Raw genomic sequence first — 25353 nt, 5'->3', positions numbered from 1 at the left:
GTGGACACGATTGCCAGTCTGTTCAGCTTCATCACGTGGCCCGTTTCCTGGGTCATCGTCCAGTTCCACAAGTTGTACGGGGCGATCTTCGGCCCTGACACGGGATGGGCCTGGGGTCTTTCCATCGTGTCCCTCGTGGTGCTGATCCGTATCTGTCTGATCCCGCTGTTCGTCAAGCAGATCAAGTCGACGCGGAACATGCAGGTGCTCCAGCCGAAGATGAAGGCGATCCAGGAGCGCTACAAGAGCGACAAGCAGCGTCAGTCCGAAGAGATGATGAAGCTGTACAAGGAGACGGGTACCAACCCGCTCTCCTCGTGCCTTCCGATCATCGCGCAGTCGCCGTTCTTCTTCGCTCTGTACCACGTGCTCTCGGCCATCGCGTCGAACAAGAAGATCGGTGTCATCGACCAGTCGCTGCTGGACAGCGCGCGTCAGGCACACATCTTCGGTGCTCCGCTCGCCGCGAAGTTCATGGACAGCGCGGACAAGGTCGAGGCGCTGGGCGCCTCGCTCGTGGACGTCCGGGTCGTCACCGCGGTCATGATCGTGATGATGTCGGCCTCGCAGTTCTTCACCCAGCGCCAGCTGATGACGAAGAACGTCGACCTGACGGTCAAGACGCCGTACATGCAGCAGCAGAAGATGCTCATGTACATCTTCCCGCTGATCTTCGCCGTCATGGGTATCAACTTCCCCGTCGGTGTCCTCGTCTACTGGCTGACCACCAACGTCTGGACCATGGGTCAGCAGATGTACGTGATCAACCAGAACCCGACCCCGGGCAGCAAGGCGCAGGAGCAGTACCTCGGCCGTCTCCTGAAGAGCGTCACCGCGCACGGTGAGGTGCGGGGACGGACCAGGCGCAACACGGTCAAGCGGATCGCGGTCAAGGGTCCGGACCGCAATGACATCGAGCGGAAGTTCGTCACGGGGCTGGCCAAGCTCGGCCTGGCCCCGCAGGAGGACGGCTCGGTGGCCAAGAGTGAGACCGCCGTGGCCGAGGCCGAGGGCGGAACCGCACAGCGGCGCCAGCAGCCCAAGCGTCAGACGAAGGCGAAGCGCCAGACCGCCGCAAGCCACCCGGCCGGGGCCAAGGACGCTGATTCCAGCGAGTCCGAGTCCGACTCCGAGTCCAAGACCTCCCTGCAGAAGAGTGCACCGCAGGACGACAAGTCCAAGCCGGCGGGCAAGCCCGCGTCCGGCTCCTCACGCCAAGCCAAGTCCGGACAGCGCAAGGGCCCGCAGCGGCCCAAGCACCCGTCCAAGAAGTAAGAAGGAGTCCATCCGTGACGGAAGGCACCACCTCCACGGCCGCTGAGGGCAGCGACACCTTGACCCGTCTCGAGCAGGAAGGGGAGATCGCAGCGGACTACCTTGAGGGCCTGCTCGACATCGCCGACCTGGACGGCGACATCGACATGGACGTCGAGGCGGACCGGGCCGCGGTCTCGATCATCAGCGATTCGGCACGTGAACTGCAGAAGCTCGTGGGTCGCGACGGTGAGGTGCTGGAGGCACTTCAGGAGCTCACACGGCTGGCCGTGCACCGGGAAACCGGTGACCGGAGCCGTCTGATGCTGGACATCGGCGGTTTCCGGGCCAAGAAGCGCACGGAGCTTGCCGAGCTGGGTGCCAAGGCCGCGGACGAGGTCAAGAACACCGGTGAGCCGGTGAAGCTGGACCCGATGACGCCGTTCGAACGCAAGGTCGTGCACGACGCGGTTGCGGCCGCAGGTCTGCGCAGCGAGTCGGAGGGCGAGGAGCCGCAGCGCTTCGTCGTCGTCCTTCCGGCCTGACCGGATCCTCTCTTGTCGGCCCCGTCTGTTCGCAGACGGGGCCGATCTTTGTCAGCCTGATAGTCAGCCACCCATGGTGCGGCGATGCGGTATGGAAGGACGGTTCCCGTGACGGAGGAAGTAGCGCTTCCCCAGGCGCCCGACGAGGCCCGGGAGGTGTTCGGTGAGTGCTTTCCCGAGGCCGTCCGGTACGCGGAACTGCTGGCCGATGCGGGGGTCAAGCGAGGGCTGATCGGTCCGCGCGAGGTCCCGCGTCTGTGGGAGAGGCATCTGCTGAACTGCGCGGTGCTCTCCGAGGTCGTTCCCGAGGGCGTCACGGTCTGCGATGTGGGTTCGGGTGCCGGCCTTCCGGGGATTCCGCTGGCGCTGGTACGCCCGGATCTCAAGATCACCCTGCTTGAGCCGCTGCTGCGGCGGACGAACTTCCTCCAGGAGGTTGTCGAGCTCCTGGGACTGGATCATGTGACGGTCGTCCGCGGCCGGGCCGAGGAGGTCCTGGGCACGCTCCAGCCGGTGCATGTGGTGACGGCTCGAGCGGTGGCTCCTCTGGATCGCCTGGCGGGCTGGGGAGTGCCCCTGCTTCGCCCGTACGGGGAGATGCTGGCCCTCAAGGGCGATACCGCCGAGGAGGAGATCAACGGCGCGCGAGCGGCCCTCAGCAAGCTCGGGGTCGTGGAGACCGAGGTGCTCCACGTGGGCGAAGGTGTCGTCGATCCGATGTCCACCGTGGTGCGCGTGGTGGTGGGTGAGAGCCCCGGCGGTGTGAGGTTCGCCGCAAAGCGAGCCAAGGCCGCGAGGGTCAGTCGGACACGTCGTCGTCGCTGAGTAGCGCGATTACGCTACGCATCTGACTGTTACCTACCGTTTGATCCCGATCTCGGTCTTGTTTCAGTCAAGGAGCTGTACGTACCCCGCGCGGAGTGTCGTGCCCCTGTAGCTACGCTGCAGGGGCATCGTGTTTCACGTGAAACGTCGCTCTCTGCTGCATGGAATCATCGGCCGCGGTCGTGCGGCTGCCACCCCTCGCCATCGCAGGCCCGTTAGGGCTACGGAGTTGTCCACAGAAGTGGATTCATCCACAGAAGAGCGGGCCTCGCTGGTTCACGACCCCGAAACCATGGCAGGCTCTGCTCATTGCGAGCCTGAAGTCGAGGAGAGTGAATCCTTGCGGTCCGACGCCAACATCGCGGGACCGATGACCGATCCGGTCCCCGGTCCCCGAACCGAATCGGCGGGGGACGGTGTTTCACGTGAAACACCGCCGCCGATGGATGACACACCTATCGGCCGTGCGGCCCAGCTGGCGGTGGAGGCCCTCGGCCGTGCCGGCGAGGGTCTGCCGCGGCCTGACCAGACGCGGGTCATGGTGGTGGCCAACCAGAAGGGCGGGGTGGGTAAGACCACCTCGACGGTCAACCTTGCCGCGTCGCTTGCACTTCACGGTGCACGTGTTCTGGTGGTCGACCTCGATCCGCAGGGGAACGCCTCTACGGCTCTGGGTATCGACCACCATGCCGAGGTTCCCTCAATCTATGACGTCCTGGTGGAGAGCAAACCGCTCTCCGACGTGGTTCAGCCCGTGCCGGACGTCGAAGGTCTCTTCTGCGCCCCGGCGACCATCGATCTCGCCGGTGCGGAGATCGAGCTGGTGTCGCTGGTGGCGCGGGAGAGTCGACTACAGCGGGCGATTCAGGCGTACGAGCAGCCGCTCGATTACATCCTGATCGACTGCCCGCCCTCGCTCGGCCTGCTGACGGTCAACGCCCTGGTGGCCGGTGCGGAGGTGCTGATCCCCATTCAGTGCGAGTACTACGCGCTGGAAGGGTTGGGGCAGTTGCTGCGCAACGTCGACCTGGTGCGGGGGCATCTCAACCCCGATCTCCATGTGTCGACGATCCTGCTCACCATGTACGACGGCCGGACCAGGCTCGCTTCACAGGTCGCGGAGGAGGTGCGCAGCCACTTCGGCAAGGAGGTGCTGCGGACCAGCATTCCTCGTTCGGTGCGGATCTCCGAGGCGCCGAGCTACGGGCAGACCGTGCTGACCTATGACCCGGGTTCGAGCGGGTCCCTGTCCTACCTCGAAGCAGCTCGTGAGATCGCGCTGCGCGGGGCCGGAGTGCAGTACGAGGCCCAGCATGCCCACACGGGCAGTCGGAACAGCCAGCAGAATTCTTCGGAGGGGATCCAGTGAGCGAGCGTCGTAGAGGTTTGGGGCGAGGGCTCGGTGCCCTGATCCCTGCCGCTCCGCAGGAGAAGCAGATGCCGCCCGCCGGGATGGGGACGTCCTCACCCGGCACGAGGCCGGTGTTGACGTCCGAGCGGGGCGTGGCCGTTGCGAAGGTGACCTCGGGTGGCGCTGTGGTGCCGGAGCCGAGTGCACCTGTTTCGGTGTCCGATGGGGCCGGTGGGCCTGCAGAGGTGGCCGGGGCGTACTTTGCCGAGCTGCCCATCGACTCGATCACGCCGAACCCTCGTCAGCCGCGTGAGGAGTTCGACGAGGACGCACTTGCCGAGCTGGTCACCTCCATCAAGGAGGTGGGCCTTCTCCAGCCCGTCGTTGCGAGGAAGACGGGACCCGGGCGCTATGAGCTCATCATGGGTGAGCGGCGCTGGAGGGCCTGCCGTAAGGCCGGTCTGACGCAGATCCCGGCGATCGTCAGGGCGACGGACGACGAGAAGCTGCTCCTGGACGCACTCCTGGAGAACCTTCACCGGGCTCAGCTGAACCCCTTGGAGGAAGCGGCCGCGTACGACCAGCTGCTCAAGGACTTCAAGTGCACTCATGACCAGCTGGCCGACCGGATCGGGCGTTCGCGGCCGCAGGTGTCCAACACCTTGCGCCTGCTGCGGCTGTCGCCGAGGGTTCAGCGCCGGGTCGCGGCCGGGGTGCTGTCGGCGGGACATGCACGGGCGCTGCTCTCGGTGAACGACTCCGAGGAGCAGGACAAGCTGGCCCATCGCATTGTGGCCGAGGGGCTTTCGGTGCGTGCGGTCGAGGAGATCGTGACGCTCATGAGCTCCAGGCCCACGAGTTCCGTAAAGCCCAAGGGGCCGCGGGCCGGTGGCCGGCTGTCGCCGGCGCTGACCGACCTGGCGTCCCGGCTGTCCGACCGGTTCGAGACCAGGGTGAAGGTCGACCTCGGTCAGAAGAAGGGAAAGATCGTCGTCGAGTTCGCCTCGATGGAGGATCTGGACCGCATCCTCGGCAGTCTCGCGCCGGGCGAGGGCCGCGTTCTGGACCGTGCTCCTTCGGAGGAGGAGGCCCCTTCTGGGGAGACGGCTGAGGGCGACGAGAGCTGACTTTCTGAGTGGTGAGTGGCGGGCTGTCCTCCGGTGGGTGACGGAGGACAGCCCGCCTTTTGCTGTCTGCGGAAGAGGGTCCGCCCTTTGCTTTTTCACGGTGTCGGCTTGATCCCTTGGTGGATACGATGCGTTCTGGTAGCGCACATCCATTTGATCCGCCTCCGTGAACGGAGTGCACCGGCCGTCGCGCGATGCGGCGGGTGCGGGAAGTGAGGAACGACCTTCATGGGGCGTCGGCTCGTACCACTCACGCTGGACAACCTGTCTGATCTCCCCCAGCGATGCCGGTCCTGTGTGTTCTGGGAGCTCGATCCGGTGCGTGGTGCCGCTGCGGTCAAGGGCGGGAGGGCCGAAGAGGAGAAGGAAGCCTGGGTCTCCGCCGTTCTGCTGGAGTGGGGGTCCTGCGGCCGCGTGGTCTATGTGGACGATGTGCCCGTCGGCTTCGTTCTCTACGCGCCGCCCGCCTACGTGCCGCGAGCGACGGCCTTTCCGACGAGTCCTGTCTCCCCTGACGCGGTTCAGTTGATGACCGCCCTGATCCTCCCCGGGTACCAAGGCCAGGGGCTGGGCCGAGTCATGGTGCAGACAGTCGCCAAGGACCTGCTCCGCCGAGGCTTCAAAGCAATCGAGGCCTTCGGGGACGCCCGGTGGAAGGAACCCGCCTGTCTGTTGCCGGCGGATCACTTGCTCGCGGTGGGATTCAAGACCGTTCGGCCCCATCCGGTGCACCCGCGGCTCAGGCTGGAGCTGCGCACGACGCTTTCGTGGAAGGAAGACGTTGAGATGGCGCTGGACCGACTGCTGGGCGTCGTGCAGAAGGAACCGGCGCTGCGGCCGCTGTGAGCGGTGCATGGCCAGGAACGCAAAACGGGTCCATCCCCTGAGGGGTGGACCCGTTTCGTTCTTCACTGCTCACGTTTCACGCTTCATGTTTCACGTGAAACAGCGGGACTGCTGTCCTGCCTTATTCGGTGATGAAGCCTTCGAGGTCGCGGAGGATCGCGGCCTTCGGCTTGGCACCGACGATGGTCTTGGCGACCTCGCCACCCTGGTAGACGTTCAGCGTCGGGATGGACATGACGCCGTACTTCGCAGCGGTGGCCGGGTTCTCGTCAATGTTGAGCTTGACGATCTCGATCTCGCCGTGCTCGGCCGCGATTGCCTCCAGGGAGGGGGCGATCTGACGGCACGGGCCGCACCAGGCAGCCCAGAAGTCCACCAGCACGGGCTTGTCGCTCTTCAGGACGACCTCGTCGAAAGAGTCGTCGGTCACGTTCTTCAGGGCGCCGGCCACGGCGGCCTCCTTAACTTCGCGGGGTGTGGGGTGAGGCGTGGATCAGACGGTGGCTGCTGCGGCCTTCTCGTCGTCGGCGAGCGCGGCCAGGAAGCGCTCGGCGTCGAGAGCGGCGGAGCAGCCGGTGCCGGCAGCGGTGATGGCCTGCCGGTAGGTGTGGTCGACGACGTCGCCCGCACCGAAGACACCGGTGAGGTTGGTGCGCGTCGAGGGAGCGGCGACCTTGAGGTAGCCCTCGTCGTCGAGGTCGAGCTGGCCCTTGAAGAGCTCGGTGCGCGGGTCGTGGCCGACGGCGATGAACAGGCCGGTCACGGGGAGCTCGGACGTCTCACCGGTCTTGGTGTTGCGCAGGGTCAGACCGGAGAGCTTCTGCTCGCCCTGCACACCGGCGACCTCGCTGTCCCAGGCGAACTTGATCTTCGGGTCGGCGAACGCGCGGTCCTGCATGGCCTTGGAGGCGCGCAGGGAGTCACGGCGGTGGACGATGGTGACCGACTTGGCGAATCGGGAGAGGAACGTGGCCTCTTCCATCGCGGTGTCGCCGCCGCCGACCACGGCGATGTCCTGGTCCTTGAAGAAGAAGCCGTCGCAGGTCGCGCACCAGGAAACACCACGTCCTGAAAGGGCGTCCTCGTTGGGCAGGCCGAGCTTGCGGTGCTGCGAGCCCGTGGTGACGATGACGGCCTTGGCGCGGTGAACCGTGCCGGCGGTGTCGGTGACCGTCTTGATGTCACCGGTGAGGTCCACGGAGATCACGTCGTCCGGGATGAGCTCGGCGCCGAAACGCTCGGCCTGGGCGCGCATGTTGTCCATGAGGTCCGGGCCCATGATGCCGTCCTGGAAACCGGGGAAGTTCTCCACGTCAGTGGTGTTCATCAGCGCGCCACCGGCGGTGACTGCGCCCTCGAACACCAGCGGCTTCAGCGAGGCGCGCGCGGTGTACAGGGCGGCTGTGTAGCCCGCGGGGCCGGAGCCGATGATGATCACATTACGCACGTCACTCACGGGTTTCTTCCTCGTCTCTGCAGACTGCCTACTGTCCACGCCTACTGGGGTCGGTTCAACGACTCTCACCCCACCCAACGGATCCTACGGGGGATGCATTCCCGACGTGCCGGGGCAGCATCCGGCGGGATTCTCAGGGGCGCGCGTAGGCGTGCGTCAGCAGGAGCTTTCCCTTGACCGCGGGCTCGGCACCGACACATGCCGCGTCGACGACGTAGGCCTGGACCCTGCTCGTGTCCGTGGGGTGCGGCAGCACGACGAGGAAGGCATCGGCACCTTTGTAGGTGCCCCGCTCCATGGCGAGGGCGGCGGTGCTCCGGCCGATGCCCTGCTCGACACAGGAAGGCACCGTCACGGTCGGAGCGCGGAGCGGGTTCTGGGGTGATGCGGACTTGGAGGGCGCGGATTCCGACGAGGACTTGGTGTCGGACGACGGGTTCTGTACCTCTCCGCTGGAGTCCTGGGGGCTGGCAGCGTCTGTGCGAGAGCCCAGGAGGCTGTGGACCCGGTCTTCCAGCGTGGACTGGGCGAACGTGTCCGAGCCGGTCTTCGAAAGAGCGGCGCTCCGGTCCATAGCACCGCTGTCGTCGCTGCTCCCGGACAGCTGGAGGTTCTGCAGCAGGAAGATACTCACGCCGACCAGGGCGGCTCCGAGAGTGGCGCCGAGCACCGCAGTGCGCCGTCGCCGTCGCGCAGGGCGCCGACCGGGACCAGTTGCCGCACGTGAGTGTCCGGCGGGGCGGTCCGAGAGTTCCGGGGAAGGTGCAGCGGATGCCGTTTCACGTGAAACATCGGTCGCCTCCGGCGCCTCGCGGGCGGAGCGGGCTTCCTCCATGAGTGCGGCGTCGATGCGATCCGCAATGTCGGAAGGCATGGGCTCCGGGACGGGCAGAGCGCCGAGCAGACTGCGGATCTCCTCCAGCGAGGTGTGGACGTCGGCGCAGAGCTCGCAGCCGGCTACGTGGCGCTGGACGTCAGCCGTGCGGGAGGGGGTGAGCAGGCCCTCGGTGAGGTCGGAGATCTCCGAGACGTCCGGGTGCTGGGTTGTATCGGTCGTTGGTGTCATGCGCGTCCACCTCCGCCCTTCGCTGCCGCTGGATCGCTCGTCTCTGCATCTCTTGGTCCCGCCGCCGGTGGGACGGATGCTCTCGGCGTCCGGTTCCCTTCCGTCTTCGGCGCCTTACTGCCGCCGCTCTCGCTGCGGAGATGGGTGAGCTGAGGGGCCAGCCTGGTGCGTCCCCGCGCACAGCGGCTCTTCACGGTGCCGACCGGGACATCGAGGATGCGGGCCGCCTCCGCCACCGGGTACCCCTGCATGTCGACGAGGACGAGAGCGGCGCGTTGTTCGGCGGGGAGGGTGGCCAGGGCCGCGAGCAGCTCGCGGTGGAGGTCCTGACGTTCGGCTGGTGCCTCGGCGGACTCGTGCGGCTCCAGGAGCTGGTCGAACCGCTCGGGGTCGTCGACCGGTGCGGTCTTCCGGGAGGAGGCTTTGCGGATTCGGTCGAGGCAGGCGTTAACCGTGATGCGGTGCAGCCAGGTCGTGACGGCGGACTGGCCGCGGAAGGTGTGGGCGGCGCGGAAGGCGGAGATCAGCGCGTCCTGTACGGCATCGGCCGCTTCCTCACGGTCGCCCAGGGTCCGCAGCGCCACGGCCCACAGCCGGTCGCGATGCCGGCGTACGAGCTCACCGAAGGCGTCCGGTTCACCGGCTACATGGCGAGCGAGGAGGTCTGAGTCGCTGAGTTCTCCGGACGGCTCGGCGGCCACCTCCCCCTCCCTCCCTCTCTGAATCAAGGTCCGTCTGTCTATCACGGTTCAGGTGGGGAGGGGGAGGGCCGGTCAGCCGAGAACGGAGATCTCCGAAATACCTCCGCGATATCCGCTGCCGGTGTCGTCCTGGGGAAGTTCCGTGATGTGGATCAGGAGGTAGCGGGTTCGCACCGGCTCGGCGAGCGTCTCCTTGAGACTGCTTCCCGTCGTTCCCAGCTGGGTGAGGCGCTGAGGGAAGTCCGAGAGGGACGACGGTGCGGAGGCGTTCTCGGCGGCTGCCAGAACCTCAGCCTTCTGTCCACTGCGGTACATGGTCACGTCGATGCCGGACACGTCTTTCACGCTGCCGAGGTCTACGACTATCCCGCTGCCGTCCTTGCGGTTCGGATAGTTGCCGAAATTCGGGAACCCCAGGTAGCGCGGAGTGATCCATGAGGTGCCCGGCTTGCCGTCGACGGCGTTCGGTGCCTCGTCCTGGCTTATGCCCGAGCCGCTGGGCATGAACTCCGCAGCATTGGTGATCCGCAGCGGCGCGGCAGGCCGGGACTTCGGCTTGTCGCCGTTCTCCGGGTCGGTCTGCGTGGTCCCCGGGTCCCCCGAGCTGTTGTCGCGGTCGAGAAGCGTCTCCGCGAGCTGCCAGCTGCCAAGGCCCAGCGCGGCGATGAGCAGCGCGGACACGGCCCACTTCAGGGCCTTCCCCGTGCGGCTCTGGAGAGGCGCGGGAGGCACCGCGGGCACGGGTTGGGGCACACCGGCCCCGGGCCCGGCCGGGCGCCCGTAGGTGCCCTGCTGGTACGTGGTCCGCTGGTACTCGGGCGGTGCGGTGAATGTGGGCTCGGGCGGGCGGATGCGCGGCATCGCCGCAACGGCCTTGGCGAGCTCGTCCGGGGTGGTGCACGGCTGTTCCTGGCGGGAGGCTGTGGCTCCGTCGTTGGCGAGGGCCCGCATGGCGATCTCGGAGAGACCGCGGTGGACGCCTGCCCGCACCTGGTCGGGTGCGATCAGGCCCACGCCCTTGGGGAGCCCTGTGAGGCCGTAGGCATCGCTCTCGTAGGGCCAGCGCTGGGTGAGCGCGGCGTACAGAAGGGCACCGATCGCCTCGGTGTCGGCGCGCTGCGGTCCTGCGGAGGTGATCCCCCGCAGCGCGGCGTTCACCGCGAGGCCGCGGATGCGGTACTGCCCCGAGGAACTGCGCAGCACCGCTCCGGGCGTGAGCCTCAGATGGGCCAGTCCCTCACGATGTGCGGCCGCCATGGCCTGGGAGATCTGACTGACGAGCTGGTACGCGTCGTGAGCGTCCATCGGCCCCGCGCCCAGGAGAGCGGTGAGCTCGGTGGCGTCGGGAAGCCACTCGTGGACGACGTAGACGAGATCGTTCTCCTCCACGGCGTCGAGGACCTGCACGAAGCGGGGGTCGCCGAGCAGTGCGGAGGAGCGGGCCGCGGCCAGCACGGATCGGGCCCGCGGATGGTCTGCGGGCAGGAGATGTACACCCACCGCACGGCGCAGTTTCTCGTCGACGGCACGCCAACTGCTGAACCCGTCCAGACGGGTGACGCACTCCTCGAGCCGGTAGCGCCCGGCAAGCTTGTGACCGCTGTGCAGATCAGGGGTCGGCACAGCGGTTTCGGAGCCGCTCGGCTCGTTCTCCGTGTCCTGAGGGTCTGTACCCGTTGAATCCTGAGCTTCTGCCGTACCGTCGCTCGTGGCCTCGTCCGCCTTCGCGGCCAGCGGCTCGTCGCCACTGTTGTCGGCCACGTCGACGGCAGCCGTGCTACGTTCCGCCACCGTCGTTCCTGCCTCCCCATCCGTTGGGCGATGCCAGCCAGCCCCGCACAGTCACGCCAATTGTGCCCACACTCCGGCGCTATGCACGACACGCGGAGACCGGCGATGGTTGTGCGGGCGGGTGATCCTCAGCGGCCGAGCCGTCCTCGGACCATGCCGACCATGCCGTTGATCTCCTCGATCCGCATGCGCTTCGCCGCGACGAAGAAGACTCCCAGCAGTACGACCCCACCGCAGACCAGCGCGATGAGCGAGCCTCCGGCGCCGTCGCCCAGCCCCTGGAGAAGGGCGAATCCCACACCGCCGCCGACCACCGCTGCCGGGATCGCGGCGAGGCACAGCCGGGCATAGGTGCGCAGCACGTGGGCGCCGTCCAGATCGCCGCCCAGCCGGTTGCGCAGCCTCCGCCAGGCGATACCGACGCCGACGGCGTAGGCGAGCCCGTACGAGGCAGCCATGCCGACCACAGCCCACTGGGCGGGCAGCACGACGTAGCAGATGGCGGAGGCGGCCGCGTTGACCAGGGCGACGATGACCGTGTTGTAGAAGGGCGTGCGGGTGTCCTCGTACGCGTAGAACCCTCGCAGCACCACGTACTGGACGGAGTAGGGGATCAGGCCGAGGCCGAAGGCCATCAGGATGAAGCCCATGGAGCGGGCGGCCTCGGGCCCGCTGGAGGCGTAGAGCAGGGTGCACATCGGCACGCCCAGGGCGAGGAACGTGAAGGCGACCGGCACGATGGCCACCGCCGAGTTGCGCAGGCCCTGCGAGATGTCGTCGCGGACCGCGCCCGGGTCGTTGTCGTGGGCGGCACGGGAAATGCGGGGCAGCAGGGCGGCCATGACCGAGACGGTGATGATCGCCTGCGGCATGCCCCAGATCAGCTGTGCGTTGGAGTAGGCGAGGAAGCCCGCCCCGTTCTGGCCGGACGCCTTGCCGGCGGAGGTCGCGAGCTGGGTGACGACCAGCACACCGGCCTGGTTGGCGAGGACGAACAGCACCGTCCACTTGGCCAGCTTGACCGTCTTGCCGAGCCCGTGGCCCTTCCAGTCGAAGCGCGGACGGAAGCGGAATCCGGCCTCGCGCAGATACGGGATCATGGCGAGGGCCTGGACGACCAGGCCGAGCAGGGTGCCGATGCCCAGCAGCCGGATGCCCTCCGGCGGAATCGTCGTGACGCCCATCTGGGACTCGTGCGAAGTGCCGTACACCCAGATGAACAGGCCGAACGTGACGATCATGACGATGTTGTTGAGGACCGGGGTCCACATCATCGCGCCGAACTTCCCACGGGCGTTGAGGATCTGCCCCATGACGACGTGCACACCCATGAAGAAGATGGTGGGCAGGCAGTACCGGGCGAAGGTGGTGGCCACGTTGTTGGCCGCAGGGTCGCCGGCGATCGTCGACGACATCAGCCGGATGAGGAAGGGTGCCGCGAAGACCGCTACGGCGACGATCAGCCCGAGCGCGACCATCACGAGGGTCAGCAGCCGGTTGGCGTAGGCCTCGCCGCCGTCCTCGTCGTCCTTCATCGAGCGGACGAGCTGGGGGACGAAGACCGAGTTGAGGCCGCCGCCCACGGTGAGGATGTAGATCATCGTCGGCAGCGTGTACGCGATGGTGAAGCTGTCGCCGAGGAGAGCGGCACCGAGCGCGGCGGTGATCACCAGGCTTCGGATGAAACCGGTGAGCCGTGAGACGAGGGTGCCGGCGGCCATGACGGCGCTGGACTTCAGCAGACCGGACGCCCGGCCACCGCCGGACTTCGGCGCCTGGGGGGCGGGAGCGGGGGCCGGCTCGGGCCGGTCCGGGGCCGGGGATCCGGCCGGACCCTCCTGATCCCGGAAGAGATGGGCGAACGCGTCCGGCTCCTCGCGATTCGTCGACGCCTGGGTGACGAGATCGTCCACGCCCACGAACTGGGTGGTCGCGGCGTCGTCCCCGTACGGCAGGAGGCGCGACGGGCCGTCCGGTTCGGGGGGCGGGGTCTGTGCCCAGATCCGGGGGTCGGGTGGGTACTGAGCGGCGGGCGGCTGCTGGTAGAGGGGCTGCGGCTGCTGGTAGTAGCCGGGCGGCGGCGGCGGATGCGCGGCGCGGTCGTACAGCGCCTCGCTCACCGGATCCTGGGCGGAGAGATCCTGGGACCGGTAGGGGTCGTAGTCGTAGGCCGCCTGCAGGTAGGGGTCGGGGGGCGGGGGCATCTGCTCCGGCCCGGGCGGCACCGGTGGCCCGCCGGAAGACCCAGCTCCGCCCGTACCCTGACCGCGGTCACCGTCGTACGGCGCGTTCATCGAAACCCCACCTCATCGTCCCCGGCCGACCGGCCACGACAGACATCGCTCAACGGTCCACTTTCTCACCCGTGCCCGGCGGCTTCGTGCTTTCGGGACCGGTGTCCGGCGTCGGGTCACTCGGCTGCTCGGGTTCACTGCCGTCGTCGCCCGCCGCGCCGCCCGCGTTGGCGCGCTTGCGATGTGCATACATCCGGATGCCGGCGAGAACGAGGAGCAGGAGCCCCCCGGCGATCACGAGCAGCACGGTCGGGGTGAGCTCGGACACCTTTACGGTGAACGCCATCTCCTCGCCGTACGGCCTGCCGTCCTCCGTGTAGAGCTGCGCGGTCATCTGGACCTGACCGTTGATGTTGGCCGCTGCGTCGAATTTCACGGACTGGCTGTGGCCGGCGCCGATCAGAATCGGCTGCTCCGCCACTGCGCCGCCGTCGTTCAGCTCAAGACGCGTCGCGTTCTCCGACTTCAGGCGGAGTACCAGGTGCTCGACGTCCTGGAGCAGTCTGTTCTGCACCGTCACGGGAATGGTGGCGCTGCGGCCGGACAGGGTGACATCCGACTTCGAGATGAGCTGGACCTCGTTGGTGAGGCCCTGGAGGTAGGTGCGCACCGAGTCCCGGTACTGCTGGGCCTCCAGGGGCTTGCCCCGCCACGACGTCGACATGGAGCGGTTGATCGCGTTGCCGAAGGGGGTCACCACCCGCTCGGGCTGGGTGAGGATGACCCGGAAGTTGTCGAGGGAGGCCTGGGTGGACTTGATGTCCTGGAAGGCCTGGGTGGGCAGCTCCTGGCTGCGCAGCTTCTTCGGGTACTTGGATGTCCGGGGGACCGTGGTGGTCGCCTCCGCGTCGGGCTTCGCCGCCGTGGCCTGCATCAGGGTCTGGGACTGCGTCCAGCGCCCGTCGTCGAGGGTGTGGAGCGCGCGGGCCATCGACTGGGCCTGGGCGATGGTCGGCATCCGCTGGGGCGCCACGACGACGCTTCGGTCCTTGTCCGTGTCCTGCTCGGACAGGGCGAGCGTGAGGGCCAGGAACTTCTGCACGGCCAGCGTGGAGTCCCCCGCCTCAGCCATGTCGCCCTGGAAGGCCGTGGAGAGCCGGGCGTCGGAGACCACCGCGGTGGTGCCGCCGCCGATGGGCCGCGCAGCGGTCGGCGTGTACGCGAGGCCGGCGGTCTCCTGGAGGCTGTCACTGCGGGCGATCACGTTGTGGGCGCCGGCCGAGGTGGCGACATCCACGATGGACGGGTCGATCGCACCGTCGACGGGCCAGGCGAAGTCGGTCGAGGGCTTCAGGTGGAGAATGGTCTCCACGGTCACCCCGGCGACCTCGCTGGCCGTCTGGAGATGGCTGAGCGTGCCCGACACGTTTTTGCCGCGGTGTGCGATGGACGCCAGGTCAGGGTCCCCGAAGGGCAGCGCGACGACCTTGCCGTCGGCCACGGCCGCTTCCAGCGAGCTGAGCCACTTCTTGGCCACGGCCTGGTTCGTGCCGGCGACCGTGGTGTCACCCGACTTGATGCGATAGCTCTTGGTCATGGCGTCGACACTGGTGAGCAGATCCGGGTCGACGACCCAGGTCACGGGCAGCTGGCTGCCGAGCGACACCATCCGCTCCAGCCGGCCGCCGGGGGCGATCTCGGCGGCCAGGCCGTCATCGGCGAACACCGGGGTCTGCTCCTCGTCGGAGCCGGTCTCCGCAGTGAGATGCGCCGACGCGATCAGCGGCCAGAGGTAGCTGATCCCGGTCTTGGAGTCACTGTCCTTGTTCTGCCAGGGCAGAAACGTCCGCTTGATGCCGAGTACGTGGTCGTACTGAGCACGAGACGTCTGGCCCGACAGCGAGACGCCCAGTTGGTAGACCCCGTCGTCGCCGAGGTCCAGCTTGCTGACCGGCACGGACAGGGTGAAGTCCTGGCTGATACCCGAAGCGAGCTTGGCGATCTTGACCGTGTACTTGCCCCCGAGGGGATACGGATCCGTCCCCGGGACATACCCCGTGCGCTGAGCGGCCGTGTCGATCGCGGTCCTGCTGTAGAGCCGCGGACCCACTCGCAGATCGACCTGCGCGTCGGTGACGGCTTCCTTGCCCTTGTTGGTCAGGGTGCCGGAGACGGTGAGCGTGTCCCCCTTCACTGGGGCGCTCGGCGTCACGGTGTCCAGGGACACCGAGACGGTGCTGGATCCCGTCGGAGCCTTGCTCGCCGGGCCGGCCTGCGCCTGCGGGGCGGCCAACCCGGCCAGCAGGGCGGCGACGAGCGGAGCCCCGGTGAGCGCTGCGGCGGTGCGCCGCAGCCACCGGCGGGCAGGAGAGGGACTCATCCCCTGAATGTCTGCCGCCTCGGCCACGCGTATCCGTCCCTCGTCGTCGTCAGCTGCTGTCACTCGTTGTCCGTTGCTGCGCCCCCGCATGGTAACGATCTGCGCGGTGGCCAAGTGCCGGGGAGTGCGTCACATGATCGGGAGAGTCTCACAGAGCGAGCGGAAACGATGACGCCTGGGCCGGTCCGGGCACGTACCCTTTTCTGTTGTGCCGAACGCCAATGAAGACAACCCCAGCGCCCTGACCCAGGTGCAGCTCCGCGCAGTCAGCGAACTGCTGCGGGTGTCCCCGGTCGCCGACGATCTCGCCCGCCGATTCCAGGATGCCGGATTCAGTCTCGCCCTGGTCGGCGGCTCGGTCCGGGACGCGCTCCTCGGCAGGCTGGGGAATGACCTGGACTTCACGACCGACGCGCGGCCCGAGGACGTACTGAAGATCGTCAGGCCCTGGGCGGACTCGGTGTGGGAGGTCGGGATCGCCTTCGGCACTGTGGGTGCCCAGAAGGACGGTTACCAGATCGAAGTCACCACATACCGGTCCGAGGCGTACGACAGGACCTCGCGGAAGCCCGAGGTTTCCTATGGTGACTCCATCGAGGAAGACCTCGTCCGCCGTGATTTCACGGTCAACGCGATGGCGGTCGCGCTGCCGCAGAAGGAGTTCGTCGATCCGCACGGCGGCCTCGCGGACCTGGCGGATCGGGTGCTGCGTACCCCGGGAACGCCTGAGGACTCCTTCTCCGACGACCCCCTGCGCATGTTGCGTGCCGCGCGTTTTGCCGCGCAGCTGGACTTCGAGGTTGCTTCGGACGTTGTCGCCGCGATGACGGAGATGGCGGGCCGGATCGAGATCGTCTCCGCCGAGAGGGTGAGGGAGGAGCTGAATAAACTCCTGCTCTCTACGCATCCTCGTAAGGGGCTGGCACTCCTGGTCGACACGGGACTGGCCGAGCAGGTCCTTCCCGAGCTTCCCGCGCTCCGGCTGGAAAGTGACGAGCATCACCGTCACAAGGACGTGTACGAGCACTCCCTGACCGTCCTGGAGCAGGCGATCGATCTGGAGGAGGACGGCCCGGACCTCGTCCTGCGCCTTGCTGCCCTTCTCCATGACATCGGTAAGCCGAGGACCCGCCGCTTCGAGAAGGACGGGCGGGTCTCGTTCCATCACCACGAGGTGGTGGGCGCCAAGATGGTCAAGAAGCGAATGACCGAACTCAAGTACTCCAACGACATGGTCAAGGACGTCGCGAAGCTGGTGGAACTGCATCTGCGCTTCCATGGATACGGCGACGGGGAGTGGACCGACTCGGCGGTCCGTCGCTACGTGCGCGATGCGGGACCTCTGCTGGATCGGCTCCACAAGCTGACCCGCTCGGACTGCACCACGCGGAACAAGCGCAAGGCCAGTGCCCTCTCGCGGACCTACGACGCACTGGAGGAGCGCATCGCGCAGCTCCAGGGCCAGGAGGAACTGGACTCGATCCGGCCGGACCTGGACGGGAACGAGATCATGGAGATCCTGAGCGTCGGACCGGGGCCGGTCATCGGCAAGGCGTATGCGTTCCTGCTTGAACTGCGTCTGGAGCATGGGCCGATGGACCATGACGCGGCCGTGGCCGAGCTCAAGAAGTGGTGGGCGGCGCAGAACTGAGGCCGTGAAGGTCTACTTCGGCCGGGCAGTTGCAGGGCATGTTTCACGTGAAACATGCCCTGCGGCGGTTGTGTCGACGGCACTGTTTCACGTGAAACGGCGTTGTCATTCGGTCCTGCTCCACCGGAGCAGCATCGCGGCCACCAGGGCGTAGAGCACGGCCACTCCGATCACCACCGTTGCCGATCTCCCATCAGCGGGCAGGAGTAGTGCGGAGGCCCCGGCAGCGCCTACGAAGGCCACGTTGAACAACACGTCATAGAGCGCAAAGACTCTGCCGCGGAACGAGTCGTCCACGGCTGTCTGCACCACGGTGTCCGTCGCGATCTTCGCTCCCTGGGTGACCAGTCCCAGTACGAACGCCGCGACGAGCATCGGTACGGGCCTGAACCAGAGGCCAAGTGCCGGCTCCAGGACGGCGGCCGCCGCAGCGCACACCATCATCCAGCGAAATCTGCCCAGTCGTCCCGCGGCCCAGGGCGTCAGCACGGCTGCCGCGAAGAACCCCGCACCGGACACCCCGACGGCCAGGCCCAGCAATGCCAGCCCGTCGGAGTCGTTGTCGGCCCAGGCGTACCGGCACAGCATCAGGACCATGACCGTCAGTGCCCCGTAACAGAAACGGAGCACCGTCATGGCGGCCAGCGCCCGGGCGGCGTTTCGCCGCTCCGTGAGATGGCGCAGTCCATGGCCGAGTCCGCGTGCGGTGGTGGCCAGAGCCGTCCGCAGGTGGAGGTGGCTTCCACTCCTGTCCGGTCCCAGGAGGCCCGAAGCAAGGCTCAGGGATGCCAGTGCCGATGCCAGGTAGAGCCCTGCACCCAGGAGTACCACCGCGGCATCGGAGTCGGCGAGCAGGAGGCGTACGGCGAAGGCGAGACCGCCGCCGGCGGTGGCGGCCAGGGTGCCCGCGGTCGGGGACAGCGAGTTGGCCAGTACCAGCAGATCCCGGTCGACGACACGTGGCAGCGCGGCGGAGAGGCCGGCCAGGACGAAGCGGTTGACTGCCGTGACGCAGAGCGCCGAAGCGTAGAAGAGCCAGTCGGGGGCGGAGCCAAGGATCAGAAGCGCGGTGCAGCAGGCGAGCGCGGCGCGCAGCAGATTGCCGTAGAGGAAGACCTGTCGGCGCGGCCAGCGGTCCAGCAGCACACCGGCGAACGGGCCGATGAGTGAGTAAGGCAGCAGGAGTACCGCCATCGCGGAGGCGATGGCACCGGCGGACGCCTGCTTCTCCGGGGAGAAGACGACATGCGCCGCGAGAGCTACCTGATAGACGCCGTCGGCCGACTGGGACAGGATCCGCACGGCCAGCAGACGGCGGAAGTTCCGAAGGCGCAGGAGTACGCGCAGGTCACGCACGACGGGCATGGAAGCAAGGGTCACATACGTTGAGGGTCCCCGGGCGGATTGCCCGGGGACCCTCAACGGTGCGGCAGTCAAAGAGCGTTACCGCTCTTCACCACGCCGCGCCGACGCACCGTTTCCGGTGGGTCAGTTGGAGACCTCGCCGCGGATGAACTTCTCGACGTTGTCGCGCGCCTCGTCGTCGAAGTACTGGACCGGCGGGGACTTCATGAAGTACGAGGACGCGGAGAGGATCGGGCCGCCGATGCCGCGGTCCTTGGCGATCTTCGCAGCACGGACGGCGTCGATGATGACACCGGCCGAGTTCGGGGAGTCCCAGACCTCGAGCTTGTACTCCAGGTTCAGCGGAACGTCACCGAAGGCGCGGCCCTCAAGGCGCACGTACGCCCACTTGCGGTCGTCCAGCCAGGCCACGTAGTCCGACGGGCCGATGTGGACGTTGTCCGCACCGAGGTCGCGGTCGATGATCTGCGAGGTGACAGCCTGCGTCTTGGAGATCTTCTTGGACTCCAGGCGCTCACGCTCGAGCATGTTCTTGAAGTCCATGTTGCCGCCGACGTTCAGCTGCATCGTGCGGTCCAGGACGACGCCCCGGTCCTCGAACAGCTTCGCCATCACGCGGTGCGTGATGGTGGCGCCGACCTGCGACTTGATGTCGTCGCCGACGATCGGGACACCGGCCTCGGTGAACTTGTCCGCCCACTCCTTGGTACCGGCGATGAAGACCGGGAGAGCGTTGACGAACGCGACCTTGGCGTCGATGGCGCACTGCGCGTAGAACTTCGCAGCGACCTCGGAACCGACGGGCAGGTAGCAGACGAGCACGTCGACCTTGCGGTCCTTGAGGATCTGGACGATGTCGACCGGCGCCTCGGTCGACTCCTCGATGGTCTCGCGGTAGTACTTGCCCAGGCCGTCGTGGGTGTGGCCGCGCTGGACGGTGACGCCGGCGTTCGGCACGTCGCAGAGCTTGATGGTGTTGTTCTCGCTGGCGCCGATGGCGTCCGAGAGGTCGAGGCCGACCTTCTTCGCGTCGACGTCGAAGGCGGCGACGAACTCGACGTCCCGCACGTGGTACTCGCCGAACTGGACGTGCATCAGGCCGGGCACCTTGCCGGCCGGATCGGCGTCCTTGTAGTACTCGACGCCCTGGACCAGCGAGGCGGCGCAGTTGCCCACGCCGACGATGGCTACGCGAACCGAACCCATTCCGGTTGCTCCCTGTGTGTAATGGATGTTCCTGATGAGGCCCCCGCGGATCTGCGGGGAACTCACTTGGCGGTGTCGCCGGACGGATCCGGCGGGTTGTTACCCCGCCGGGGCAGGCCGTCCGGCTCTCCTGCGGTGTCCTGCTGAGCTGAGCCCTCGGGCGAGGATCGTCGATGATCCCGTCCCGACCGCTCGCTCTCGATGAGCTCGTTCAGCCAGCGCACTTCGCGCTCCACGGACTCCATGCCGTGTCGCTGAAGCTCAAGTGTGTAGTCGTCGAGGCGCTCGCGGGTGCGGGCCAGAGAGGCGCTCATTTTCTCGAGACGCTCCTCCAGCCGGCTGCGACGGCCTTCCAGCACCCGCATTCGCACGTCGTGCTCCGTCTGCCCGAAGAAGGCGAAACGAGCAGCGAAGTGCTCGTCCTCCCAGGAGTCGGGGCCGGTGTGCGAGAGCAGTTCCTCGAAGTGCTCCTTACCTTCTGCCGTCAGCCGGTAGACGATCTTGGCGCGGCGCCCTGCCAGTGAAGAAGCGGGTGCGACCGCGCGGCCGGCGCCGGGCGGAAGGTCTGGCGGAACATTCCCCGGCTCCTCGATCAACCAGCCGTTGGCGACCAGCGTCTTGAGGCAGGGGTAGAGGGTTCCGTAGCTGAAGGCACGGAAGATCCCCAACGAGGTGTTGAGGCGCTTGCGCAGCTCGTAGCCGTGCATCGGGGACTCGCGGAGCAGTCCGAGGACGGCGAATTCGAGGATGCCTGAGCGTCTGCTCAACCTCGCCTCCTCCTTCTCCGAGTGCTCTCGCGTGGCCCTGTGCCGAACCGATGTACCGAACCGATGTACCGAGCTGATGTATCGAGTCGATACATCAGCACGATAGATCGGACTCCGGGCTGCGACAAGGGGGACCTTAGTGAGCGGCGTCACATCGCTAATTCGTAGCAACCGACTTGCGTATTTTGGGGTGAAGTTCGGCCCCAGGGGGGTTTTGACCGTGCGTAGTCTGTGCGGCATGCAGACCACCGGGAACCGTGTGACGTCCGAGTGCGTCAGTCTTCGCGGACTAACCGGATGCACTGCGGATGAGCCTGTCGCAGGGCTGGTCCGTAATTCGGGGGACCGGATCTCAACTGCCGCTTCCAGGCGCTCTCGCCTGCCCGAGGAGTAGTCGTTCGATGAGCGAGCACCGTCGCAAGATGCCGCAACCGCAAGGTGGCGGGCGTGCCGCGGCCAGACGAGCCGCCCAGCAGTCCCCTGGACGCCGAGCAGCACCGTCACGCGGAGTAACTTCTGAATCACCTTCCGGCTCGCATGGGGACGAGACCCCGTACGGCGGTCGTGCCGCTGCCAGACGGGCCGCCCAGCGGGGCGGCGGTGGCCGCGGTGGTTCCGACGGTGGCGGTGGCCGGCGCCGCGGAGGCGGGGACGGCGGTCAGGAGGGCCCCGGCCGGGGCCGTGGGCGCGGCAGCCAGCGCCCGGCCAAGAAGCGCTTCATCGACTACCCACGCACCGGCAAGCAGGGCCTGCGGCGCTGGATGCCGTCGTGGAAGCTGGTCTCCGGCCTCTGTATCGGCTTCCTCGGCCTCCTGATGGGGCTCGCCGGTCTCGCGTACGCGATGGTCGCCAAGCCCCAGGTCCAGGCGGCCGCGAAGGCGGAGAGCAACGTCTACTTCTGGAAAGACGGCTCGCAGATGGTGTCCACCGGCGGTGACGTCAACCGCCAGATCATCGACTATGCCCAGATCCCGGAAGCGATGCGCAACGCCGTCATCTCCGCCGAGAACAAGACGTTCGACACCGACCACGGCATCGACCCGATGGGCATCGCCCGGGCCGTGTTCAACATGGCCAAGGGCGGCCAGACCCAGGGCGGATCGACGATCACCCAGCAGTACGTGAAGAACGCGCAGCTGTCGCAGGAACAGAGCCTGAGCCGCAAGTTCCAGGAACTCTTCATCACGCTGAAGGTCGGCAGCGAGATGGACAAGAAAGAAATCATGGCCGGGTACCTCAACGTCTCGTACTACGGACGAGGTGCCTCGGGTATCCAGGCGGCTGCGCGTACGTACTACGGCAAGGACGCCAAGGACCTGAACCCGAGCCAGTGCGCCTTCCTGGCCACCCTGCTCAAGGGCGCCAGCTACTACGACCCCGCGGGTGCCCGCGAGATCGACTCCGTGCAGGCGACCCCGCAGAAGAACAGGGACCGGGCCGAGAAGCGCTGGAGCTGGATCCTCGACGAGGAGGTGAAGGACGGCCGGATGTCGGCGGAGGAACGGGCCAAGTACACGAAGTTCCCGATGCCCGACAAGCCGAAGAAGAACGCCCAGCTGGGCGGCCAGATCGGCTATCTCGTCAACACGGCCAACACCTACATCGTCGAGCACGACAAGACCATCACCCGCGAGCGGCTCAACCAGGGCGGCTACGAGATCCACACGACCTTCGACGAGAACAAGGTCAACCAGCTCAGCAAGGCCGTCAAGAAGGTCTACGACACGAAGATCGACCCGAAGAAGCGCCCGAAGACGGACACGCACGTCCAGTTCGGCGGCACGTCGGTCAATCCGAAGACCGGCGCCGTCGAGGCGATCTACGGCGGTGAGGACGCGACGAAGCACTACATCAGCAACGCCGACCCCACCGGTGCCGCGGTCGGCTCCACCTTCAAGCCGTTCGTGCTGGCTGCCGCGATGGAGTACGGCAAGCGGGATCCTTTCGGGGGCTCGGAACAGGGCGAGTCGGAACGTACGAAGGTTTCGCCCAAGAGCATCTACAACGGCGACGACAAGCTGAAGATCAAGAAGTACAACGGCGAGATCTGGACCGACGAGAAGGGCAAGGAGTGGCTGCAGACCAACGACGGCCACAAGTCGGAGGGCAACATCACGCTTCGTGAGGCGATGCGGGTGTCGGCCAACTCGCCCTACGTGCAGCTGGGCATGGACGTCGGTACGGACAAGGTGAAGGCAGTGGCCATGGCGGCCGGCCTGAAGGACAACCGGTACATGGCCAACGCGAACGTCCCGTCGTTCTCCATCGGCACCTCCGCACCCAGCACGACCGACATGGCGGGCGCGTACGCCACGTTCGCGGCCAGTGGCCAGCAGCGTGAGCCCTTCTCGGTGACCGAGGTGAAGAAGCGCGGCGAGATCGTCTACCAGCACAAGGTGGTTTCCAAGAGCGCCTTCTCCAACGTCATCGCCGACAACGTGACGGACGTCCTCAAGAACGTCGTCGAGAAGGGAACCGGTACGCCGGCCAGGCTTCCCGGACGGGACGTCGCGGGTAAGACGGGTACGACGGACTTCAACAAGTCCGCCTGGTTCGTGGGTTACACCCCTCAGCTGTCGACCGCGATCAGCATGTACCGGATGGACGACGACGACAGCCACAAGGAACGTGCCTTCGAGAAGATGTACGGCACGGGTGGCGAGGAGAAGATCCACGGAGCCTCGTTCCCGGCCAAGATCTGGCACGACTACATGGCCGAGGCGATGGAGGGCCAGCCGAAGGTCTCCTTCCCGAAGCCCGAGCCGATCGGTGACACGGTCTACGGCGGCGGCGCGAAGAGCCCCGAGCCGACCCCGACCCCGACCCCGACGCCTACCCCCACGCCTTCCGAGACGGCGACGGTCACCCCGTCCCCGACCACGCCTGAGGTTCCGACGCCCGACCCGACCGACACGTGCAGTACGTGGGACGTGACCTGCCAGAACAACAACGGCGGCAATTCCACCGGCTGGACCGACGGAGGCACCGACAGCGGGACGACCGACGGAAGTACGAGCGGCACGGACGCCGGGACCACTACCGGAACCACGGAGGGTGAGAGCACGGGAGGCGCCAGCCCCTCACCCGACACAGGTGGCAACGGGAACGGGAACGGCAACCCCTGGGGCGGCCAGGTCGGCTAGCCAGGCGGCTCATCCCCGCGTCCGCCAGGGCGGGCCGAGATGAGCCGCGCAGTGTGACGAGGGCCGCGGCACCACAGGGTGCGGCGGCCCTCATCGTTTCCACACGTCGGTACGGCAGGATGTGCGGCATGCCAAGCGCAGAGGAAACGAGCGTGCACCAGGAACCGTCTGTCGTACGGCCCACGCACCAGGACGAGGTCGCCGCGGCCGGCAGCGAGCTGATCGGCGGGAGGTCGGGCCGCTGGGCGCGGCTGGGCAGCACCGCCCTCACGCCCGTGGGCGCCGTCGCGCTGGTGGCGATCGGAATGTTCGCGCTCGGCATGGTGCAGAAGCTGCCCTGCTACAACTGGGCGTGGTTCAGAGGCGCCGGCTCCCAGTACACCCACGCCTGCTACTCCGACATCCCGCATCTGTTCGCAGGACGTGGTTTCGCCGAGGGCCTGGTGCCGTACTTCGACCGGCTGCCCGGCGACATGCAGTTCCTGGAGTACCCGGTTCTCACCGGTGTGTTCATGCAGATCGCCGCATGGTTCACCCCGGGCGGCTCCATCCAGGAGCAGGAACAGGCCTACTGGCTCGTCAACGCGGGCATGCTGATGATCTGCACCGCCGTCATGGCCGTGTGTGTCGCCCGCACGCACCGGCGCCGACCCTGGGACGGTCTGCTGGTGGCACTGGCGCCCGCGTTCGCCCTCACGGCCACCATCAACTGGGACCTGCTGGCGGTCGCCCTGACAGCCGCGGCGATGCTCATGTGGTCCCGGAGCCGCCCCCTCGCTTTCGGCATCCTGATCGGGCTGGCCACGGCTGCCAAGCTCTATCCCGTGTTCCTGCTGGGCCCGGTCTTCGTGCTGTGCTGGCGGGCGGGGAAATGGCGGGCGTTCTCGGTGGCCACGCTCGGCGCCGCCGGCTCCTGGCTGGTGGTCAACCTGCCGGTGATGGTGTTCGCGCCCGAGGGCTGGAAGAAGTTCTACACCTTCAGCCAGGAACGCTCGATCGACTTCGGCTCCTTCTGGCTGGTCATCACCCAGCGCACCGGCGAATCCATCGAGGTCTCCACGGTCAACACCGTCTCCACGCTGGCGACGATCGGCCTGTGTGCCGCGATCGGGGCGCTGACGCTGATGGCGCCCCGCAGGCCGCGCTTCGCCCAGCTCGCCTTCCTCGTCGTCGCGGTGTTCATCCTCGTCAACAAGGTCTATTCACCGCAGTACGTGCTGTGGCTGATCCCCCTCGCCGTGCTGGCAAGGCCGCGCTGGCGGGACTTCCTGATCTGGCAGGCGTGCGAGGTCATGTACTTCCTGGGGATCTGGATGTACCTCGCCTACACGACGAGCGGGGACAAGCACCAGGGGCTGCCGACGGAGGGCTATCAACTGGCGATCGTCCTGCACCTGCTGGGCACGCTCTACCTCTGCGCCGTGGTCGTACGGGACATCCTGATGCCGGAGCGCGACGTGGTGCGGCGTGACGGTTCGGACGACCCGTCTGGCGGTGTGCTCGACGGGGCCGAGGACGTCTTCGTGCTGGGTCACGCGGCCGCGCACCCGCCGCGCCATGCCGCACTGACCGAGGCGGCACCGCGGGTGGAGTGGGGCACGGCGGGCACACCGGCCGCCGACTGAGCGACCGGCGGCCCGGGGCC

At 67.3% G+C, this 25353-nt stretch carries 19 protein-coding genes; 9 read left to right on the top strand and 10 right to left on the bottom strand.

What is annotated here, in order from left to right:
• The 6 genes from yidC (at position 1) to OG912_RS16580 (ending at position 5948) form a co-directional block, all read left to right on the top strand.
• Entirely contained in the window at positions 1-1275 is a 1275-nt protein-coding gene (gene yidC, locus OG912_RS16605) for a membrane protein insertase YidC (protein WP_327710001.1), read from the top strand.
• 14 nt (positions 1276-1289) lie between these two features.
• On the top strand, positions 1290-1799 hold the full coding sequence (locus tag OG912_RS16600; protein ID WP_326737415.1) for a Jag family protein: 510 nt from the start codon (positions 1290-1292) through the stop codon (positions 1797-1799).
• An 84-nt stretch (positions 1800-1883) separates the two neighbouring features.
• Positions 1884-2624, top strand: a complete 741-nt coding sequence (gene rsmG, locus OG912_RS16595) for a 16S rRNA (guanine(527)-N(7))-methyltransferase RsmG (protein WP_148019655.1) — start codon at positions 1884-1886, stop codon at positions 2622-2624.
• 292 nt (positions 2625-2916) lie between these two features.
• The gene (locus tag OG912_RS16590; RefSeq protein ID WP_326740680.1) at positions 2917-3993 is read left to right on the top strand and encodes a ParA family protein; all 1077 of its coding nucleotides are present in this window, start codon (positions 2917-2919) and stop codon (positions 3991-3993) included.
• Complete coding sequence (locus tag OG912_RS16585) at positions 3990-5102, top strand: ParB/RepB/Spo0J family partition protein (protein ID WP_327710000.1); 1113 nt, start codon at positions 3990-3992, stop codon at positions 5100-5102. The genes OG912_RS16590 and OG912_RS16585 overlap by 4 nt, the downstream gene beginning before the upstream one ends.
• Positions 5103-5330: 228 nt before the next feature.
• Complete coding sequence (locus OG912_RS16580) at positions 5331-5948, top strand: GNAT family N-acetyltransferase (RefSeq protein ID WP_327709999.1); 618 nt, start codon at positions 5331-5333, stop codon at positions 5946-5948.
• 121 nt (positions 5949-6069) lie between these two features.
• Here OG912_RS16580 and trxA read toward each other — a convergent pair whose 3' ends face one another.
• From trxA to OG912_RS16545, 7 genes are all read right to left on the bottom strand, one after another.
• Positions 6070-6399, bottom strand: a complete 330-nt coding sequence (gene trxA, locus OG912_RS16575; protein WP_219569130.1) for a thioredoxin — start codon at positions 6397-6399, stop codon at positions 6070-6072.
• Between the two features lie 42 nt (positions 6400-6441).
• Positions 6442-7404 carry a thioredoxin-disulfide reductase gene (gene trxB / locus OG912_RS16570; protein WP_327709998.1) on the bottom strand — a complete coding sequence of 321 codons (963 nt, stop codon included), beginning with the start codon at positions 7402-7404 and terminating at the stop codon, positions 6442-6444.
• A gap of 133 nt (positions 7405-7537) precedes the next feature.
• Positions 7538-8470, bottom strand: a complete 933-nt coding sequence (locus OG912_RS16565) for an anti-sigma factor family protein (RefSeq protein ID WP_327709997.1) — start codon at positions 8468-8470, stop codon at positions 7538-7540.
• A complete protein-coding gene (gene sigM, locus OG912_RS16560; protein WP_327709996.1) occupies positions 8467-9171 on the bottom strand; it encodes an RNA polymerase sigma factor SigM in 705 nt (234 codons plus the stop codon). Before sigM ends, OG912_RS16565 begins: the two co-directional genes overlap by 4 nt.
• 72 nt (positions 9172-9243) lie before the next feature.
• On the bottom strand, positions 9244-10962 hold the full coding sequence (locus OG912_RS16555) for a protein kinase family protein (RefSeq protein WP_327709995.1): 1719 nt from the start codon (positions 10960-10962) through the stop codon (positions 9244-9246).
• Between the two features lie 128 nt (positions 10963-11090).
• Positions 11091-13256, bottom strand: coding sequence for a murein biosynthesis integral membrane protein MurJ (gene murJ / locus OG912_RS16550; protein WP_327709994.1), 2166 nt, complete (start codon positions 13254-13256; stop codon positions 11091-11093).
• A gap of 49 nt (positions 13257-13305) precedes the next feature.
• Positions 13306-15603 (bottom strand): DUF6049 family protein, encoded by a 2298-nt coding sequence (locus OG912_RS16545; RefSeq protein WP_327713455.1) that lies wholly within the window; start codon positions 15601-15603, stop codon positions 13306-13308.
• Positions 15604-15784: 181 nt separating this feature from the next.
• Between OG912_RS16545 and OG912_RS16540 the strand changes: the two genes are divergently transcribed.
• A complete protein-coding gene (locus OG912_RS16540; protein WP_327709993.1) occupies positions 15785-17227 on the top strand; it encodes a CCA tRNA nucleotidyltransferase in 1443 nt (480 codons plus the stop codon).
• A 105-nt stretch (positions 17228-17332) separates the two neighbouring features.
• On the opposite strand, the gene OG912_RS16535 is transcribed toward OG912_RS16540, so the two are convergent.
• The 3 genes from OG912_RS16535 to OG912_RS16525 form a co-directional block, all read right to left on the bottom strand.
• A complete protein-coding gene (locus tag OG912_RS16535) occupies positions 17333-18592 on the bottom strand; it encodes an MFS transporter (protein ID WP_327709992.1) in 1260 nt (419 codons plus the stop codon).
• A gap of 123 nt (positions 18593-18715) precedes the next feature.
• Complete coding sequence (locus OG912_RS16530; RefSeq protein ID WP_326737425.1) at positions 18716-19798, bottom strand: inositol-3-phosphate synthase; 1083 nt, start codon at positions 19796-19798, stop codon at positions 18716-18718.
• Between the two features lie 62 nt (positions 19799-19860).
• A complete protein-coding gene (locus tag OG912_RS16525; RefSeq protein ID WP_326737426.1) occupies positions 19861-20565 on the bottom strand; it encodes a PadR family transcriptional regulator in 705 nt (234 codons plus the stop codon).
• A gap of 401 nt (positions 20566-20966) precedes the next feature.
• Here OG912_RS16525 and OG912_RS16520 point away from each other — a divergent pair, with 401 nt between their 5' ends.
• Positions 20967-23708 (top strand): transglycosylase domain-containing protein, encoded by a 2742-nt coding sequence (locus OG912_RS16520; protein WP_327709991.1) that lies wholly within the window; start codon positions 20967-20969, stop codon positions 23706-23708.
• Between the two features lie 128 nt (positions 23709-23836).
• Positions 23837-25333 carry a glycosyltransferase family 87 protein gene (locus OG912_RS16515; protein ID WP_327709990.1) on the top strand — a complete coding sequence of 499 codons (1497 nt, stop codon included), beginning with the start codon at positions 23837-23839 and terminating at the stop codon, positions 25331-25333.
• Positions 25334-25353: the final 20 nt, after the last annotated feature.

It is taken from the genome of Streptomyces sp. NBC_00464, from assembly GCF_036013915.1.
Lineage (GTDB): Bacteria > Actinomycetota > Actinomycetes > Streptomycetales > Streptomycetaceae > Streptomyces.
This window is presented reverse-complemented; position numbering and strand designations above follow the sequence as displayed.